This window comes from Holophaga foetida DSM 6591, from assembly GCF_000242615.2.
GTDB lineage: Bacteria > Acidobacteriota > Holophagae > Holophagales > Holophagaceae > Holophaga > Holophaga foetida.
In genome coordinates this window covers 1,025,972-1,043,347 of the sequence record NZ_KI912268.1, presented here as the reverse complement: position 1 = coordinate 1,043,347, position 17,376 = coordinate 1,025,972, and the positions used below count along the sequence as shown (strand labels likewise).

Sequence of the window (17,376 nt, the reverse complement as noted above, 5' to 3'; positions counted from 1 at the left end):
CATGAGGATCTCCCATGCCGAACCGAAGGATATCCCCGCCATGGTGGAGCTGCTGGGCGATCTGTTCTCGATCGAGCCGGATTTCATGGTTGATCCTGCGCGGCAGGAAGTGGGGCTCAAGGGGCTTCTCGAAGACCCCCTTCGGGCTCTGGTCCTGGTGGCCCGTGCGCCCGGGGCGGAGCAGGCGGTGGGGATGGTCACCCTTCAGGTCCTGGTATCAACCGCCGAAGGAGGCCAAGTCGGATTGGTGGAAGATCTGGTGATCCACCCGGAGTGGAGGGGGCAGGGCCTTGGTGCGGCGCTTCTGGCGGAGCTGCAGCATCAGGCCCGACTCCGGGGGCTCACCCGATTGCAGCTCCTGGCCGACCAGGAGAATACCCCGGCCCTGGAGTTCTATGGACGCCAGGGCTGGGATCGCACCCGAATGATATGTTTGCGGTTGAAGGAGGATCGTGATGCAAAAGCTCTTTGATCTCGGACGGGTCCAGAATGCCGTCAAGGTCGCGACCGGCCTGGAAGTCACCCACGCCTACGAGGATCTGGTCTTCGTGGAGCAATCCGCCTTCCTGATCCAGTTCGATGCCACGGACCTGAAGCGCTTCCTCTGCCACTTCAACGAGGAATGCCCCTCGGCTGACCGCGCCAAGCTCCTGACCCACCTCCAGGCCGCCGCCCTCAAGGAGGGGTTGGTCTGCGCGGAGGGGAAGGTCTTCAAGTTTGAGCAGGTGCCGGACAAGGAAGAGATTCAGATCCTCTTCCACTGAGTTGGTCTCATACCCGTTTGCCATCAATCGTAAAGCTTCAAAAGCCACTTCCACCACCAAGACAGGAAGACACCAAGGATTCACCAAGGGCTTACCAGCGGACCATGGCTTTGCCCCAGGGCGAATGTGAAAGCCAGCCCGTGCCATATCGCTCCACTAGGCTGGACACTCAGGCCGCCCCGCTGCGCGGGGGCGCGCGGCAAAGCCGCACGCGTTCCGGGAGGGACAGGCGGCGAAGGCACGTGAGCGTGCCATAGCCACCTGCCCCTCCCGGAACCAGGCCCGAGTGTCCTGGTCGACGCATCAGGCTTTTCTTGGTGAAACTTGGTGCCTTGGTGGTGGAATTTATGCTTTTGTTTGCGAATGCGTATCAGTCCTTCTTCTTATATACCTCGTCCGTCTCCTGGAGGATCCACTTGCGGCCTTCCTTCTTATAGGTCGCGTGGCGTTCGGTGGTGCCTCCGATGCGGGCCTTGTGGAGCTGGGCATAGAGCTCGAAGTGCTCGGTGGGCTTGGCCAGGCGGATCTGGTAGGTGACCTTCGCGCCATCCCGGGTGGGTTCGAGCTTGAGGGCCTTCACGAACTCGGCCTGGGCGGTGGGGACTTCATAGCCCTTGGGGGCGGTGATCACGCTCTTGGGGGCGCTGGGCAGGAGCTTGAATTCGAACTGCTCCCGATCCCCCCGGGGGGTGCGGAAGACCATGAACCAGCCGTTCTTGGTCAGGGCCTCGGACATGGCCACCAGCTTGGCGAACTCGGGAGATCCCTTGATGGCGCTGGTGGAGCTGGGCACCCGCAGCGAGACGGTGACTGGATAGTCCTGCTTGATGTCGCTTTCGGCCTCCCGCTTGGAGAGCTGGCCGTTGGTTGAGCCGCAGGCGAGGGTGAGGACGAGGGTTGGGACGAAGAGAAGGCTTTTCATGGCTACACCAGATCAAAGGCGCTGAAGAAGTAGTGGACTTCGCGCTCGGCGCTTGCAGGCGCGTCGGAGCCGTGGACGGCGTTGTGGGTGATGCCTCGACCGAAGCGATTCCTGAGGGTGCCGGGGGCGGCCTTCGAGCTGTCGGTCACCCCCATGAGCTCCCGCCAGCGGCGAATGGCGTCCTCGCCCTCCAGGACCATGAGGACCACGGGGCCTTCCATCATGAACGTCTCCAGCTCAGGGAAGAATCCCTTGTGGATGTGCTCCTGGTAGAAGCCTTCGATGAGCTCCTTGTTGAGGTGGACCATGCGAAGGCCATGAATCGTGAACCCCTCCCGCTCGATGGCGCTGATGATCTCCCCGATGTGGCCATCCTGAACCGCATTGGGCTTGATGATGGCGAAGGTGCGTTCCAGTGCCATGGGCTCTCCGGGTTGTGAAATGAGTGTGACCCAGGTGGCAAGGGGGCTCAAGGGCTCTGGGAATCGTGGCTGTATAGGGATACACTCAATGGTTTGACGCGATTGGATCCAGAATGCTCGACAACCTGTTGAAGAAACTCATCGGCTCCAAGAATGATCGGGAGCTCAAGCGCCTGTGGACCAAGGTCCAGCAGATCAATGCTTTGGAACCAGAGATTCAGGCGCTTAGCGATGAGGCTCTCAAGGCGATGACACCCCGCCTCAAGGAGCGCCTGGCCAATGGGGAGACTCTGGACGACATCCTGCCCGAGGCCTTCGCAGTCTGCAGGGAGGCCTCCCGGCGCGTCCTCAAGATGCGTCACTTCGATGTGCAGCTGGTGGGCGGCATGGTGCTCCACGAGGGCAAGGTCTCCGAGATGCGCACCGGTGAAGGCAAGACGCTCACCGCCACGCTTCCCCTCTATCTCAACGCCCTCAGCGGTCGGGGCGCCCATCTGGTGACGGTGAACGACTACCTGGCCCGCCGCGATGCCGAGTGGATGGGGCGTCTCTACAACTGGCTGGGGCTCAGCGTGGGCATCATCCAGCACGGCCTCTCCGACGAGGAACGTCGCGAGGCCTACGGCAGCGATATCACCTACTGCACCAACAACGAACTGGGCTTCGACTACCTGCGCGACAACATGAAGTGGTCCCTGGAGGACTTCACCCAGCGCGGCTTCGCCTTTGCCATCGTGGACGAGGTGGACTCCATCCTCATCGATGAGGCCCGCACCCCCCTGATCATCGCCGGCTCCAGCGAAGAGGACACCTCCAAGTACTACCGCATCGACTCCATGGTTCCCAAGCTCAAGGTGGACGTGGACTACAAGGTCGACGAGAAGGATCGTCAGGTCATGCTCACCGATGATGGCATCCGCCAGGCCGAGCAGCTCCTGGGGGTGGCCAACCTCTACGACCCCAGCGCCATCGATACGCTTCACGGCCTGAATCAGGCCCTGCTGGCCCACAATCTCTACAAGCTGGATGTGGACTACATGGTGCGCCCCAAGGAGGACGGTCGGGGGCAGGAGATCGTCATTGTGGACGAGTTCACGGGCCGCATGATGCCCGGCCGCCGCTGGTCCAACGGTCTGCACCAGGCCATCGAGGCCAAGGAAGGCGTGGAGGTCAACGCCGAGAACCAGACCCTGGCCACCGTAACCTTCCAGAACTTCTTCCGGATGTACGAGAAGCTGGGCGGCATGACCGGCACCGCCGAGACCGAGGCCCGGGAGCTGCTCCAGATCTACAAGCTTGAAGTGGTCATCATCCCCACCAACAAGCCCATGGTCCGCAAAGACTTCGCCGATGTGGTCTACTCCACCAAGAAGGGCAAGGTAAAGGCCATCGTCGAGGAGATCAAGGAGCTGCATACCAAGGGGCAGCCCATCCTCGTGGGCACCGCCAGCATCGAGTCCAGCGAATTCCTGGCCGAGGAGCTCAAGCGGGCCAAGGTGCCCCATGTGGTCCTGAATGCCAAGCACCACGAGAAGGAAGCGGAAATCATCGCCCAGGCCGGTCGCAAGGGGGCCGTCACCATCGCCACCAACATGGCGGGTCGCGGCACCGATATCCTGCTGGGTGGCAATCCTGAAGGCCTGGCCCGGATCGAGGCTCGGAAGAAGGACATCGAGCTCTACGATGAGGATGGTCTGGAGACCCCCGAGTTCTCCGCCCTGGTGGAGGCCATGGCCGCCCAGACCGAGGCCGAGAAGCAGGAAGTGATCGCTGCCGGTGGTCTGCACATCCTGGGCACGGAGCGTCATGAGAGCCGCCGCATCGACAATCAGCTGCGTGGCCGTGCGGGCCGCCAGGGCGACCCCGGCTCCTCCCGCTTCTACCTCAGCCTTGAAGATGACCTCATGCGTATCTTCGGCGGGGATCGCATCAAGAACATGATGTCGACCCTGGGCATGAACGACGAAGAGCCCATCGAAGCCGGCATGGTGACCCGGGCCATCGAGCGCAGTCAGAAGCGTGTGGAGACCCACAATTTCGAGATCCGCGAGCACCTCCTCAAATACGACGATGTGATGAACAAGCAGCGCATCTTCTTCTACAACCTGCGCTGTGACATCCTCAAGGGCAACACCAAGGAATACGTGCTCCGCATCGCCGGGGAAGTCTGCGAAGGTCTCGTGCACGACTACCTGCCCGAGAAGGGGGAGAGGGATATCGAGGGTTTCAAGGAACGCTTCGAGCAGCTCTTCGCCACCTCGGATCTGGATTTCGAGGCCCTGGCCTCCACGTCCCAGGCTGAATCAATCGACACCCTCACCGAGATGGTCCGGGCCGCTTACCAGGAGAAGGAGACCCGTCTGGGCAGCGAAGAGGTCCTGCGCTGGCACGAACGGGTGGCCATCCTCCAGATCATCGACTCCGCCTGGAAGCGCCACCTCCTGGTCATGGACCACCTGAAGGAGGCCATCGGCTTCCGCGGTTACGGCCAGAAGGATCCCCTGGTCGAGTACAAGAAGGAATCCTACGAATACTTCGAGCAGATGCGCTTCGGCTACGAGGACGAGATCATCTCCTACCTCTACCGCGTGGAGCCGCAGCCGGCCTATGTGCCGGACGGCGACTACTTCCGGGAGCCCGGCGATATCCATGAGCTCGGGCCCGACGAAACCGGGACTCTGGTGGATCTGGGCGAGGGTGGCCAGGATGGCGTCCAGCGGGTGCTGCGCTTCAACGTCGGGGGCATCGACGGGGAGTAGGCACCATGGAACTGGTGGTTGTCACAGGGCTGTCGGGAGCCGGGCGTCGCTCGGTGCTGAGTTCCTTGGAGGACGCCGGGTGTACGGCCCTGGACAATGTCCCGGCAAGGCTCCTGGAGCCCCTGCTCGAACTGGAGTCCAAACTCAATCCGACTCGCGTGCGCCTTGCGGTCGGTATGGACAACCGCCATCCGGAATTCGCGGAGGAGTTCGCGCCGCTGCTTCAGCGCCTCAGTGCTGGCGGCGTGCCGGTGCAGGTGGTCTTCGTGGAGGCGGATGACGCCGTGTTGCTGCGCCGCTTCTCGGAATCCCGGCGCCCCCACTACCTCGCCCAGGACGGGGATGTGGCCGCCGCCATCCAGGAGGAACGGGCCCTCCTGGCCCCGGTGAAGCATGCCGCCAGCGCTGTCATCAACACGAGCCATCTCACGCTTTCCCAGTTGCGGCGCACCATCTCGGAGCTCCTGCCGGATCTTCCGGTCCAGGGCACCACGCTGCGCCTGGTGAGCTTCGGCTTCAAGCATGGCCTGCCCGCCGATGCGGACATGGTGCTGGACGCCCGCTTCCTGCCGAACCCCTTCTATGTCCAGGAGCTCCGCTCCCTGACCGGCAAGGATCTGCCGGTCCGGGAATACCTCCTGAAGTCCGATCTCTTCGGCACCTTTGTGGCCATGGCCGAGAACTGGATCCGCTGGACTTGGCCCTACATCGAGAGCGAGGGGCGCGCCTACCTTACGGTGGCCATCGGCTGCACCGGAGGCCAGCACCGCAGCGTGGCCCTGGTGGAGAGCCTGGCCCAGAATCTGCGCGAGGCCATGCCCAGGTTGGTGGTGCAGCACAGGGAACTGAGCTAGTGGCCCGATCCCCTGTTTCGTTTCGATTCCTGGTGGCCACCCTGCTCCTGGCCCTTGTTCCGGGCTCGGCCCTGTGGACCCTGAAACGCCGGGGTCCCCTGGACCGGCAGGCCACGGTGCTCGTCAGGAAGGGGGCCACCCTGGACCAGATCGCCCTGCAGATGGAGCGGGAGGGCGTCATCCGTTCCGCAACCCTCTTCAAGATCTGGGCCAGGGCTCGCAAGCTGCAACTCCTCCGGGGTGAATACACCTTTTCCCCGAGGGCCAGTCTCTCAGATGTGGCTGGCAAGCTGAAGCGGGGTGATATCCACTACACGAATGTGGTGCTGGTGCCGGGCATGCACGCCTGGAGCGTCCAGCGACGTCTGAAGGAATTCGTGCCCGCGCAGGTCTTCTGGACCCTGTGGAAGAGCGACCGTCTGGCGCGGGCTGCAGGTTTCGCTGAAGCCGAGAGCCTGGAGGGCCTCCTGGCCCCGGCGACCTACCGCCTGCATCACGCCATGGAACCCGAAGAGATCATGCTGATGATGGTGGAGGCCTTCCGGGACAAGGTCTATCCCGGCCTGGAGGGAGGCGCTCTCTCCCCTTATGACACCCTGAAGTTGGCTTCCCTGGCGGAAAAGGAGACTTCCCTGGAGGAAGAGCTTCCGAGGGTCGCCGGGGTCTACTTTCAGCGCCTTAGAATCGGGATGCGCCTCCAGTGTGATCCCACCAGCCAGTACGCGCGGTGGATGACCGGCGATCTCAGATTCACTGCCCCGACCCGGGAGGATGTGCGACGTCCCCACCGCTTCAATACCTACACCCGGGAAGGCCTGCCACCGACCCCCATCGCCATTCCGGGCCCCCTCGCCATCAAGGCCGCCAAGGCCCCGAATGTGACCGGCGATCTCTTCTTCGTGGCCACTGGGCACGGTGGCCATCGCTTTGCGCCATCCCTGAAGGAGCACAACCGGAATGTGACGGCCTATCGGCGGGAGCTGGGGAAGAGGTAGGAAATCCTCTGGGGTGTCCGGGAGGCTTCCCCTATGCTGGAGAGATGAAGCCTCTCCATGCACTGTTCCTCATTCCCAGCCTCATATGGGCGACCCCTGAAGCGGATACCCGGGACCTATTCCTGGCCAGATCGGCGCTCAAGTCGGCCCTCTGCTTCGCTGAGCTCAGGCCCGAGCTCTTCCAGAAGGGGCGGGAGCCCCGGATTCTCAGACGGGAAGATAAGCTGGCCATATGGGGCGCCTGGAGCACCGTGCTGGAGAGCGAAGGGGCTCTGGATCGCCTCTTCCACAGGACTCGCAAGGGGAATGCCCAGGGTTCTGCCCTTGCGAACGCTGCCTTTCTCGCTGGATACCGTCATGCTCTCCAGTGGATCGAACTGACCAATCGCAATCCGGATCTCCAGCCTATCCTTGACGACGCCGTGCCTGAAATGGGACTGCCAAGAGGCACCTTTTCCCGGTTCAAGCTCCGCTTCCTGAACGTGGCCATCGCCACGGAATTCGCTGCCCTCCAGGCCATCGACCGGAAGGGTGGCTCTCCGGAGCTCCGGGCAGCCATCGAGGAGGACCGGGCCCTGATCTGGAAAATGGGAAAGGGGAGGGGGCCCGCCATGACCCTGAAGAATGCCCTGACGGTCCTGAAGCAGGCCGGTTTCAAGGCCTGGTTTCCCCTCCAGAAGGGGGTTTCGGGGTGGATGGGGGACACCAAGGTCCATCGTCGGCACGAGCATCTGATTTCTCCGACCCAGGTCGAGAACCTGAAGGCTGTCCTCCGTCCGGGCGATATCCTTTTCGAACGTCACGAGTGGTACCTGTCGAACCTGGGCCTGCCGGGCTTCTGGACCCATGCGGCACTCTATGTGGGAACCCCGGAGGAGCGGAAGGCCTGGTTCCAGGACCCCGGGGTGGTGGCCTGGGTGAAAGCCCAGGGAGGGGCGGATGGTGATTTCGAGGCACTCCTGAGGACGCGCTACCCCCAAGCCTACGGGCGGAGCACCGCCCCCTTCCAGGGGGCCGAGCCCCGGGTTCTGGAAGCGATTTCAGAGGGGGTCACCTTCACCTCTCTTGAATTCAGTGGTGCTTCGGATTCGCTGGCTGTGGTGCGTCCGGGGCTGCCCCGGCGGGAGATCGCCCAGGCCCTTTTCCGGGCCTTCCACTACAGCGGGCGCCCTTACGACTTCAATTTCGACTTCCAGACGGACGCTTCCCTCGTATGCTCCGAGCTGATCTACAAAGCCTACGAGCCTGGGGCCGGGATGGGTGGTCTTCGCTTTCCTGTCAGCGAGGTTCTCGGGCGGAAGGTGAGCACCCCCAACGCCATGGTGCGCCAATTCGATGAAGAACCGGGGATTGCGGAGCATTTCGTGGTCTTTCTGGACGGCTTCGAGAAGGAGCGATGCGCTCTGCCGGTCGGCGAGGACACCTTTCGGGCAAGCTGGAAGCGCCCCAACTGGCACATCCTCGTTCAGGAGAAACGGCCCGGAGACTCGGCTGCGCAGTGATCGGGGTCCGCAGGCAGGCTGCCTGATATGATGGACGCTCGCCCCCGGTTCGTTGCGGGGCCTAGGAGAGTCGGATGAGAGCAGTCATTACGGTGCTGGGTTGCGATCGGGTGGGCATCATCGCCGGGGTGACGGCCGTGCTTGCCGAGTCGGGCACCAATATCCTGGACATTTCCCAGACCATCATGGGGGATATCTTCACCATGATCATGATGGTGGACGCTTCGGTGGACTGCCTGGAACTCCAGGAGAAGCTGAGCGCGAAGGGCAAGGAGCTTGGTGTGGAGATCCGCCTTCAGCGCGAGGATATCTTCCAGAGCATGCACCGGATCTAGCGATCCGATTCCCATCGTTGTCTGGCCAGCATGAAGACTGTTTTAAAGGGATTTTGAATGTTCAATCGCAACGAGATCATTGAAACCATCAGCATGATTGAACAGGAGAACCTGGACATCCGCACCATCACCATGGGCATATCCCTGCGCGATTGTGCTGCGGAGAGCTCCCTGACCTCCCGGCGCCGGATCTACGAGAAGATCACACGCTATGCCGAGAAGCTGGTGAGGACGGGTGAGGACATCGAGCGGGAGTTCGGGATCCCCATCATCAACAAGCGGATCTCGGTTACGCCCATCTCCATGGTGGCGGAGAGCAGTGACGAGCTGGACTATGCCCGCTTCGCCGAGACTCTGGACCAGGCGGCCAAGGCCGTGGGCGTGAACTTCATCGGGGGGTTCTCGGCGCTGGTGCACAAGGGCTACACCAAGGGGGATCGCGCCCTGGTCCGGGCCCTGCCCGAGGCCCTTGCCAACACGGAACGGGTTTGCGCCTCGGTCAACGTGGCCACCACCAAGGCTGGCATCAATATGGATGCCGTGCGGGACATGGGGCTGACCATCCGGGAGGCCGCTCGGCTCACCGCCGACCGGGGTGCCATCGCCTGTGCCAAGCTGGTGGTCTTCGCCAATGTGCCTGAGGACAACCCGTTCATGGCTGGCGCCTTCCATGGCGTGGGCGAGCCCGAGTGCGTCATCAATGTGGGCGTCAGTGGGCCCGGCGTGGTGGCCAACGCCGTGAAGCGCACCAAGGGGGCCGACTTCGGAGTCGTCTCCGAGGCCATCAAGAAGACCGCCTTCAAGATCACCCGCGTGGGGCAGTTGGTGGCCCAGGAGGCCTCTCAGCGTCTGAACGTGCCCTTCGGCATCGTGGACCTCTCCCTGGCTCCGACCCCCGCCGTGGGTGACAGCGTGGCCTACATTCTGGAAGCCATGGGTCTTGAGAAGTGCGGTGGTCCTGGCACCACCGCTGCCCTCGCCCTCCTGAACGATGCGGTCAAGAAGGGGGGGGTGATGGCCTCTTCCTACGTGGGTGGGCTCTCCGGCGCCTTCATTCCCGTCAGCGAGGATGCGGGCATGATCGAGGCCGTCAAGTGCGGAGCCCTTACCCTGGAGAAGCTGGAGGCCATGACCTGCGTCTGTTCCGTGGGCCTGGACATGATCGCCATTCCCGGGGACACCAGCGCCTCCACCATCTCGGCGATCATCGCCGATGAAGTGGCCATCGGCATGGTCAATCAGAAGACCACCGCCGTGCGCCTCATTCCAGCCCCCGGTACGGTGGTGGGGGACGTTGTGGAATTCGGCGGCCTGCTGGGCTCTGGCCCCGTCATGAAGGTGAATCCCTTCTCCGCCGAAGCCTTCATCGCCCGTGGCGGTCGCATCCCGGCGCCGCTGCACAGCTTGAAGAACTAAAAAGAAAATTCCACCACTAAGCAGCCCCGCCGCGCGGGGTTGCTTGGTAAAGAGAAGGACCGAATGCGAATACGCGGCTTCAGGGGGCGATGTAAACCCAAGGGTTTACAGGGTAGGCACTAAGGACACCAAGGAAGAGAAAAGAAAGAAAAGAAGGGCAGTCTTTTCCTGGTTTTTTCTTCTGTTCTTGGTGCCTTGGTGGTGGAATTTCTTTTTTAGAAAACCGGTCCGGGTTCCTTCTCCAGCCAGCGCTGGACGATGGCAGAGGAAACCCCGAGCTTGACGAGGTGCTCGGAGGCCATCTTGAGACTCTGCCCTTCATCCCGGCAGATCAGCAGGCGCTGTTTCCAGGCTTCGACGGCCCGCTCCTTGAGCTGGGGTTCTCCTTCGGACATGCGCTTCTCCAGCAGGAATCCAAGGTTGTTGGCGGCCTTGCGATGCTGGGGGGCGAGGGCCAGTGCCTTTTCATAGGCTTCGGTGGCCTCGGGCAGACGCCCCTGGACTTCCAGGGCGACACCCTGGGCGTTCCAGACATCAGGGTCTTCCGGGGCCAGGGTCATGGCCTCACGCACCATCCGGCACTGGTCCTCGCTGCGCTGCAGATGCCTGTAGCACTCTGAGAGCCCCAGGTAGGCGCTGTACTCGCTGGGGTCCGCCTCCAGACCTGCCAGGAAGCAGGTCTCAGCCTCTTCGGCCTGGCCGACGTGCAGCAGAACATACCCAAGCTGGACATGAACGTCTGCAGCCTCGGGATCCCGGGCCAGGGCTTCGCGATAACAGCGCAGGGCATCCTCCCAGCGCTCCTCTTCCCGCGCCAGATCTCCCATGGCGGACCATGGATTGGGATCCTCGGGATCGGTCTCGGCGGCGAGGGCGAAGTAGGAGATGGCCGTCTCGGTGTCCCCCATGTCCTTCCTGATCTCGCCCATGAGACTGTAAGCTTCTGCCAGGGTTGAATTTCCAGGGGCCAGGAGGACGAGCTTGTGCATCTCCGCCAGGGCCATCTCGAGGTGACCTTGTTCGGAGAAGAGTTCCGCCAGGAGGAAGTAGCTTGTGGGTTCCATGGGCATGAGGGCCCGGGCGCGATGGATGCAGCGGAGACCGTCCAGGAGCTCACCCTGCTTGATGAAGAGTTCCCCCAGGCTATGCCAGCCCCAGAAGAAGTTGGGATCCGCACTCAGGGCGGCCATGAAGTTGGTCTCCGCGCCCTTGTAGTCCTCCAGAAGTTCACTGACCAGTCCCAGGAGGCGCAGGGTGCGACCATCCTTGGGCTGGAGGCTGAGGGCCTTGAGAATCCAGGTTCGTGCCTCTCCCGGGTGGTCGCGGTGGAGGCACAGGAGTCCCACGAGCTCCAGGGTTTTGGGATCCTGGCCATCCAGCTCCAGGGCCAGCTTCAGGGCCCGTTCCGCCTCGTCGTTGCGATTGAGGAGGAGCCGGATATACCCGAGATTCCGCAGATGGGCCGCTTCCTTGGGATACTCTGCCCTCAAGGCCTCAAGGTCCTCGTGGAAGATCTCCAGATCCTCGACTGAAGCCCGGCCGCCGATGGCGAGGAGGCGCTCAAACCAGAGCTCTCCATCGCAACGGTTGTCCGCCAGGAGCAGGTCCAGCACCTCTGCAGCCTCTTCATGGCGGCATCGCGAGTTCAGGGCCCGGGCAAAGCGCAGGCGGTCAGCGGGGGAGTGAACTGCCACGTGCTGCAGGTCGTGAATCTCAGGATCCAGAAGGCGGAGCCAGGGTCGGGGCATGATGTACCTCGTCTGATTGAAGGATAGCTTAGCAGCCTCAGGAAATTATCGCTGCAGAGCCTTGAGGGCGATCCGGATGGCCTGGTCGAGGGGGGGGCGATCGCTTTTCAGCTCCTTCACCAGGGGCAGCACCCGATCCTCCTTGAACCCAAGGTTGGTGAGGGCGGAGCACAGATCGGACTCCCAGGTGTCCAGGGGAACCCGGGAGCCATCGAGGCCGTCCAGGCCCCCCAGCCCACCCAGTTTCTCTGAGAGTTCGAAGCAGAGCTTCTCCGCTGTTTTCTTCCCCACCCCGGGGATGCGGGTGAGGGTCTTCACGTCCCGGCCACGGATGGCCTGGAGCAGATCCTCCAGGGGGAGGGCCCCCAGGGCCGCCAGGGCCAGCTTGGGGCCGATGCCGTCCACCTTCACGAGCAGACGGTAGAGCTCCTGCTCTGGATGGGTGGCGAAGCCGATGAGGGAAAGCTCGTTTTCCCGAAGGATCAACTCCGTGTGGAGGATCGCTTCGGCACCCTCTTCTGGCAGCAGCCCGTATGTTCCCAGGGAGATGGCACAGACGTAGCCGACTCCGGCGCATTCCAGGATGGCCCTATTGGGCTGTTTGCGTATCAGGGTTCCCCGCAGTCGTCCGATCATCCCCCTAGTGTGCCCCGTAAGGAGCCAATCCACCAATCGCCAAGGTGCATGATCCCTGTCAGCTCTCCGGCAGAACCGGGGGGGCGTCCAGGATTCTCCGAACCTTGCGGTTCAGATCCCTCATGTTGAAGGGCTTCTGGAGGAAGGCCGCATTCCTGAGTCCGCCTTCCTGCTGGATCACTGCGCCGTCCGTATAACCCGAGATGAAGAGCACCTGCACTTCGGACCGTCGTGCCAGGATGCGCTGCGCGAGTTCCAGACCATTGAAATGGGGCATGACCACATCGCTGATGAGGAGATGGATGGGGCCGGGATAGGCCTCCGAGATCTCGATGGCCGCCAGCGGGTCCGCCGCCTCCAGGACCTGATAGCCCCAGTTCCCCAGGGCGCCCAGGACCACGGAGCGGACGGTGGCATCGTCCTCCACCAGGAGGATCGTCTCCCAGCCGGGCTGCTGGGACAGGGTGGATGCCTCTTCCGGGGCTATCTGTTCGTCGGTGTTCAATGGGAGGTAGATCTTGAACTGGGTGCCTCGGCCCGGTTCGCTGTAGACCCATATGTGGCCGCCGCTCTGCTTGACGATCCCGTACACGGTCGCGAGGCCAAGCCCGGTCCCCTTGCCTTTATCCTTGGTGGTGAAGAAGGGTTCGAAGATATGCGACAGGGTGGTCTCATCCATGCCGGAGCCCGTATCGGCCATGGCGAGCACCGCGTAGATGCCTGGAAGCACGTTCTGGTGCCGGGCCCGGACATGGTGCTCCTCCACCTGGAATCTGGACGTCTCCACCAGGAGGTGCCCCCCATGGGGCATCGCATCGCGGGCGTTGATGGCCAGATTCATCATGACCTGGGAGAGCTGGCCGGGGTCCACGATGACTAGCACGGGATCCGGTGTCAGGGTCATCTCCAACTGGATATGCTCCCCGATGATCCGGTTGAGCATCTTGCCGGTCTCTCCCACCATCTGGTTGAGGTCGCAGAGCTGGGGCTCCATATTCTGTTTGCGGCCAAAGGCGAGGAGCTGTCGGGTCAGATCCTGGGCCCGCTGGGCTGCCAGCAGGATCTCTTCCAGCCCCTGGGGCGTGGGCTCCAGCTCGCCCCCCAGCATCTCGGCATTCAGGTTGATGATGGTCAACAGGTTGTTGAAGTCATGGGCCACCCCCCCCGCCAGCTGCCCGATGGCCTCCATCTTCTGGGCCTGCAGAAGCTGGGCCTGGAGCTGTTCCCGATCCTCCTGGGCTCGCTTCCTTGCGGTGATATCAATGGCCATGAAGAGCACGCATCTCTGTCCGTCGACTTCAATGGTCGCCATGGAGCTGAGGGCTTCGATGGAGGAGCCGTCCCTCCGGTGGAGGGGAAATTCAAAGAGATGGATGGACCCCGCTGAATCAAGCCTGGTCATCACGCGTTCCCGCGTTTCCGGGTCAGGCCAGATGCCCAGTTCCGTGGAGGTCTTTCCAACGGTTTCCTCAAGGGTCAGTTCCAGGGTCTGGAGAAAGGTCTGATTGGCTTCCAGAAGGCGACCATCCTCCCTCTTCGAGATGGCCATGAGGGCCGGACTGGCCTGGAATGCCAGGGAGAACTTATGCTCGCTGGCTTCCAGTTGCTGGATTCGCTGCTGAAGCTCCGCGAAGTGGCTCTTGTGGATCGAGTCCTCTCCGAGCCCCAGGATCTTCTGGCGCAGACGATTCCGGCTCTCCGGTTCATCAAAGCGCTGCGGCATAGATCCCCTCGATTTCGCTCCGGTCTGGGTGTCGTGGGTTGGTGACCAGGCAGGGATCCCGGAGGGCTTTTTCGGCCAGGGGGGGGATGTCGCTTGGGCTCACGCCGAGCTGCCCCAGGGTTTGGCGGATTCCGACCTTCTCGTTGAGGGTGTGCAGTGCATCGATCAGTGCCCGCCGGGCTTTGCCCGCAGCGTTGGGTTCCAGCCCGAGTCGGAGTCCCAGTCTCCCGAAGGCGATGGGAGCCGCTTCGTAGTTGTAGGCCACCACATGGGGCAGGAGGATGGCATTGCAGAGCCCGTGGGGCAGGTCCAGGAGCCCGCCCAGGCTGTGAGCCATGGCATGGACAGCGCCCAGACTGGCATTCGAGAATGCCAGTCCCGCCAGGAGGCTGGCCTGCATCATCTGCTCCATGGGCTCGTGGGCCTTGAGGGCCTCCGTGGCATTGGGAAGGTTGGCGGCGGCCAGTCCTGCTGCCTCCAGGGCATAGAGGTCTGTCAGAGGGCTGGAGGCGTTGGACACCAGGGCCTCTATCGCGTGGGTAAGGGCGTCTATTCCGGTGCAGGCCCGGAGGTAGGCGTCAGCAGTTTCCAGGGTCTGGGGGTCGATGAGGGCAACATCCGGAACCACCTTGCGGCTGATGATGGCGAACTTCCGGAGCTCCTCATGATTGGAGATGATGGCGAACTGGGAAACCTCCGCAGCGGAACCGGCGGTGGTCGGAAGGCAGATGAGGGGGGGGCCGGGATTCCGGACCTCGTCGACGCCCTCGTAATCCGTGATGGCGCCCTTGTTCGAGGCCAGGACGGCGATGCCTTTGGCGCAATCCATGGGGCTGCCCCCACCGATGGCGACGATGAGGTTCGAACCGGTGGAGCGGAAGCAGTCGACACCCCTTGCGCACTCATGGGTTCGGGGATTGGGGCTGACCTCGTCGAAAAGGGTCCATTCGAGGCCGACCGCATCAAGGACCTTGGTGACTGCATCGGTCCACCCTGCGCTGCGCACACCCGGATCCGAGACCACCAGCACTCGCTCGCCCCCCAGGTTGAGGGCATAGCGGCCCACAAGTCCAAGGGCACCAGGGCCTTGGATGAACTCGGGGGCCAGGAACTTGCGCAATTCGGTTCGGCTCTGGGGCTCTTGGCTCATCGGAAACCTCGACCTTCCATCGGCGCTCCGGGCGGTAGGCTGAAGTTCCGCGAGGCTTCCCTGGCCAGGGCTCGCAACGTCTGATGGCTGCCTGGGCCATAGGTTGCCAAGTCCACTTCGTCCGCCAGCCTGAGGAGCCGTTCCTGCTGTGTCGGGGCCAGGGCGGCCAGGCGCGAGAGCCAAGCCCGGGCTGTTTCACCTGGGGCTGGTGGGCAAATCCGGCGAGTTCTGCGAAGAAGGGGTGTCAGCTCCCGTATGCCGCTCGGGCTCCGGCGGCTCCCCTTGAACCTCCTCATGATCCAGAGGGCCAGCCCCAGGCCACCCGCGGCGATGAGGACCTCCAGGGGACGGCGCCACCGGTCGGGGCTGGCCGTCAGTGCTTCCCCCTGTCTCTGGAGCCAATCCAGTCCTGTCGCCTGATCCTCCCCGGAAAACCTGAGGATGTAGCGGTCCCAGCGGTAGATCAGGGCGTCCTGGAGGTGGCGGAGACGGGTCATGAGGGGGTAGGCACTGCCTCCCGCAGCCGTCGGGGTTGGATCCGCGATGCGCCAGCACCGGGCGGCGGCATCGTAGTATTCCACCCAGCTGTGGGCCTCGTTCTGGGTGACCAGCCAGTACCCTCCTTCAGGGATCCACGGCCCCAGGCGATAGCCCACGGCCACCCTGGCGGGGATCTGGCGGGAGCGCAGGGCGCAGGCCAGGGCTGAGGCAAAGTATTCGCAGTGTCCGGCCTGGGTGCGTTCCAGGAAGTCCTCCAGGGGATCAGCGGCGCGGCCGGAAGGGTTGCTCAGGGTATACCTGTAGCTGCGCAGCTCCGCGGTGAGCAGGGCTGCCATGGCAGCGGCCGGGAGATCCTCCGGAGCGATTCTCCGGCTCCAACGATCAGCGGACTTTGTGTCCCCACTTGTCTGGGTGAGAAAGATCCGCCGCTCTTGGCCGAGGGGCTCCGTTTCCAGCGGACCCCCTTCCATGGCGAGTTCCATGGAAACGGTATGGCGGGGCGGGGGTTCCCATCCGATGCCCCCACCCGGTTGGGGTTCCAGAAGCCATGCCCGGGGACCGCGCAGGATGAGGGTGCCATAGGGCAGGGGGATGAGGCTGGTGCTTGTGGGTGCGAGCTGGAATTCCAGGCCGATGCCAGGGGATAATTCGGGATCGGTTGGCTTTGCCACCCGGATTCTATTCCGTTGGGGTGTCTGGGGGGCGACCTCCCATCGCGCTCCCTCCAGGGCCTCCAGGCAGAACCCCTTCAGGAGCTCCATGCGCCCGGCAAGCTGCTCCCGATGGCTGGGGCTCAGGGTTCCCCGGGGGGCCACTCGCAGGGCCACTCCCGTCTGATTCCGCAGGGGACCTCGTTCCGAGAGGTCCAGGGCTTCCGCGAGCCCGATGCCAGACCCGAAGCCCCGGATTCCCCAGGCGGAGAGCCGATTGTCTGCCTTCACCCGGGGCAAGCCCATGAAGCAGGCTGCGGCGATCAGGAGGATGGCCAGGGTCCAGGCCCCCAAGGGGCGCAGGGGGGGGCGGCTGGCCGGAATTGACCAGGCCTGATGAATTAAGCATGCTGCGGCCCCAGCGGTCCACAGGATGGCCCAAAGGGCGAAATCCAGTGAGGGCAGACTCATGGCTGCCATCAGAAACACCAGGAAGCCCATGAGCAGGATCTGCCGACGCTGGGGCAGGGTGCGGGGCAGGACCAGTCGGATTCCGCAGAGGATGAAGATCAGATAGCCCAGGAGTTGGAGAAGACCGATATGGGCTGCTCCCATCAGCAGGACCGACGCAAGGGCACCCAGTTCCAGCGCCCTCCGCCACCTGTCCAGAATCCACTGTCGCCACTCGACCACTGCGGCCAGGATCAGGGGAACAACCATGACCGCAAGGTCCCCCGGGGCAAAGAGACCGGAGGGGGCCAGGGCCAGGAGGGAAAGCCAGGGCGGAAGGTGGTCCAGCCAGCGATCCATCTTCACCGGGGATCTCCCCCAGTCGCCATGCGACTCGGGGCGGGAGTCCCGCTGAAGACGGTGAGAAAGTGTGAGTGCACGTCGACCACCCCGGGGCTATATCATGCCTCCTGGTGCATGATACAACTGTGTCCGGTGTGAACTCACGAGGAAGGTCTTGTTCACAAAGCGATCAGAATTAAACTTTGG

The 17,376-nt window shown here is 63.2% G+C and carries 15 protein-coding genes; 8 read left to right on the top strand and 7 right to left on the bottom strand.

The genetic code is table 11. From position 1 onward, the window contains the following. Position 1: 1 nt before the first annotated feature. Together HOLFODRAFT_RS0204515 and HOLFODRAFT_RS19335 are read left to right on the top strand one after the other, a co-directional pair. On the top strand, positions 2-472 hold the full coding sequence (locus HOLFODRAFT_RS0204515) for a GNAT family N-acetyltransferase (protein ID WP_043485770.1): 471 nt from the start codon (positions 2-4) through the stop codon (positions 470-472). Then, complete coding sequence (locus HOLFODRAFT_RS19335; protein WP_005034290.1) at positions 456-764, top strand: hypothetical protein; 309 nt, start codon at positions 456-458, stop codon at positions 762-764. Before HOLFODRAFT_RS0204515 ends, HOLFODRAFT_RS19335 begins: the two co-directional genes overlap by 17 nt. A gap of 370 nt (positions 765-1,134) precedes the next feature. Here HOLFODRAFT_RS19335 and HOLFODRAFT_RS0204505 read toward each other — a convergent pair whose 3' ends face one another. Further along, complete coding sequence (locus HOLFODRAFT_RS0204505) at positions 1,135-1,686, bottom strand: hypothetical protein (protein ID WP_005034293.1); 552 nt, start codon at positions 1,684-1,686, stop codon at positions 1,135-1,137. A 2-nt stretch (positions 1,687-1,688) separates the two neighbouring features. Continuing rightward, complete coding sequence (gene ndk, locus HOLFODRAFT_RS0204500; RefSeq protein WP_005034295.1) at positions 1,689-2,108, bottom strand: nucleoside-diphosphate kinase; 420 nt, start codon at positions 2,106-2,108, stop codon at positions 1,689-1,691. Positions 2,109-2,221: 113 nt separating this feature from the next. Here ndk and secA point away from each other — a divergent pair, with 113 nt between their 5' ends. The 6 genes from secA to HOLFODRAFT_RS0204470 all read left to right on the top strand — a co-directional run bounded on the left by secA (position 2,222) and on the right by HOLFODRAFT_RS0204470 (position 9,969). Beyond that, entirely contained in the window at positions 2,222-4,867 is a 2,646-nt protein-coding gene (gene secA / locus HOLFODRAFT_RS0204495) for a preprotein translocase subunit SecA (RefSeq protein WP_005034296.1), read from the top strand. A 5-nt stretch (positions 4,868-4,872) separates the two neighbouring features. Then, positions 4,873-5,721, top strand: coding sequence for an RNase adapter RapZ (gene rapZ, locus HOLFODRAFT_RS0204490; protein ID WP_005034298.1), 849 nt, complete (start codon positions 4,873-4,875; stop codon positions 5,719-5,721). Between the two features lie 32 nt (positions 5,722-5,753). Beyond that, positions 5,754-6,716: an endolytic transglycosylase MltG gene (gene mltG / locus HOLFODRAFT_RS22605; RefSeq protein ID WP_158412916.1), complete on the top strand. Its 963-nt coding sequence runs from the start codon at positions 5,754-5,756 to the stop codon at positions 6,714-6,716. A 44-nt stretch (positions 6,717-6,760) separates the two neighbouring features. Then, positions 6,761-8,218: a YiiX/YebB-like N1pC/P60 family cysteine hydrolase gene (locus HOLFODRAFT_RS19325; RefSeq protein ID WP_005034303.1), complete on the top strand. Its 1,458-nt coding sequence runs from the start codon at positions 6,761-6,763 to the stop codon at positions 8,216-8,218. Between the two features lie 74 nt (positions 8,219-8,292). Then, on the top strand, positions 8,293-8,553 hold the full coding sequence (locus HOLFODRAFT_RS0204475; RefSeq protein WP_005034305.1) for an ACT domain-containing protein: 261 nt from the start codon (positions 8,293-8,295) through the stop codon (positions 8,551-8,553). Positions 8,554-8,610: 57 nt separating this feature from the next. Continuing rightward, positions 8,611-9,969 carry a PFL family protein gene (locus tag HOLFODRAFT_RS0204470; protein WP_005034308.1) on the top strand — a complete coding sequence of 453 codons (1,359 nt, stop codon included), beginning with the start codon at positions 8,611-8,613 and terminating at the stop codon, positions 9,967-9,969. Between the two features lie 215 nt (positions 9,970-10,184). Here the strand turns inward: HOLFODRAFT_RS0204470 and HOLFODRAFT_RS0204465 are convergent, their stop codons facing one another. Genes HOLFODRAFT_RS0204465 through HOLFODRAFT_RS0204445 form a run of 5 tightly spaced genes read right to left on the bottom strand, consistent with a single transcriptional unit; the run spans position 10,185 to position 17,187 of the window. Continuing rightward, the gene (locus tag HOLFODRAFT_RS0204465; protein ID WP_005034310.1) at positions 10,185-11,717 is read right to left on the bottom strand and encodes a tetratricopeptide repeat protein; all 1,533 of its coding nucleotides are present in this window, start codon (positions 11,715-11,717) and stop codon (positions 10,185-10,187) included. A gap of 45 nt (positions 11,718-11,762) precedes the next feature. Beyond that, complete coding sequence (gene ruvA, locus HOLFODRAFT_RS0204460; RefSeq protein WP_005034312.1) at positions 11,763-12,353, bottom strand: Holliday junction branch migration protein RuvA; 591 nt, start codon at positions 12,351-12,353, stop codon at positions 11,763-11,765. Positions 12,354-12,411: 58 nt separating this feature from the next. Beyond that, complete coding sequence (locus HOLFODRAFT_RS19320; RefSeq protein WP_005034315.1) at positions 12,412-14,076, bottom strand: ATP-binding protein; 1,665 nt, start codon at positions 14,074-14,076, stop codon at positions 12,412-12,414. Next, on the bottom strand, positions 14,060-15,226 hold the full coding sequence (gene ercA, locus HOLFODRAFT_RS0204450; RefSeq protein WP_005034318.1) for an alcohol dehydrogenase-like regulatory protein ErcA: 1,167 nt from the start codon (positions 15,224-15,226) through the stop codon (positions 14,060-14,062). Before ercA ends, HOLFODRAFT_RS19320 begins: the two co-directional genes overlap by 17 nt. Beyond that, positions 15,223-17,187, bottom strand: coding sequence for a transglutaminase TgpA family protein (locus tag HOLFODRAFT_RS0204445; RefSeq protein ID WP_244432643.1), 1,965 nt, complete (start codon positions 17,185-17,187; stop codon positions 15,223-15,225). The genes ercA and HOLFODRAFT_RS0204445 overlap by 4 nt, the downstream gene beginning before the upstream one ends. Positions 17,188-17,376 lie beyond the last annotated feature (189 nt).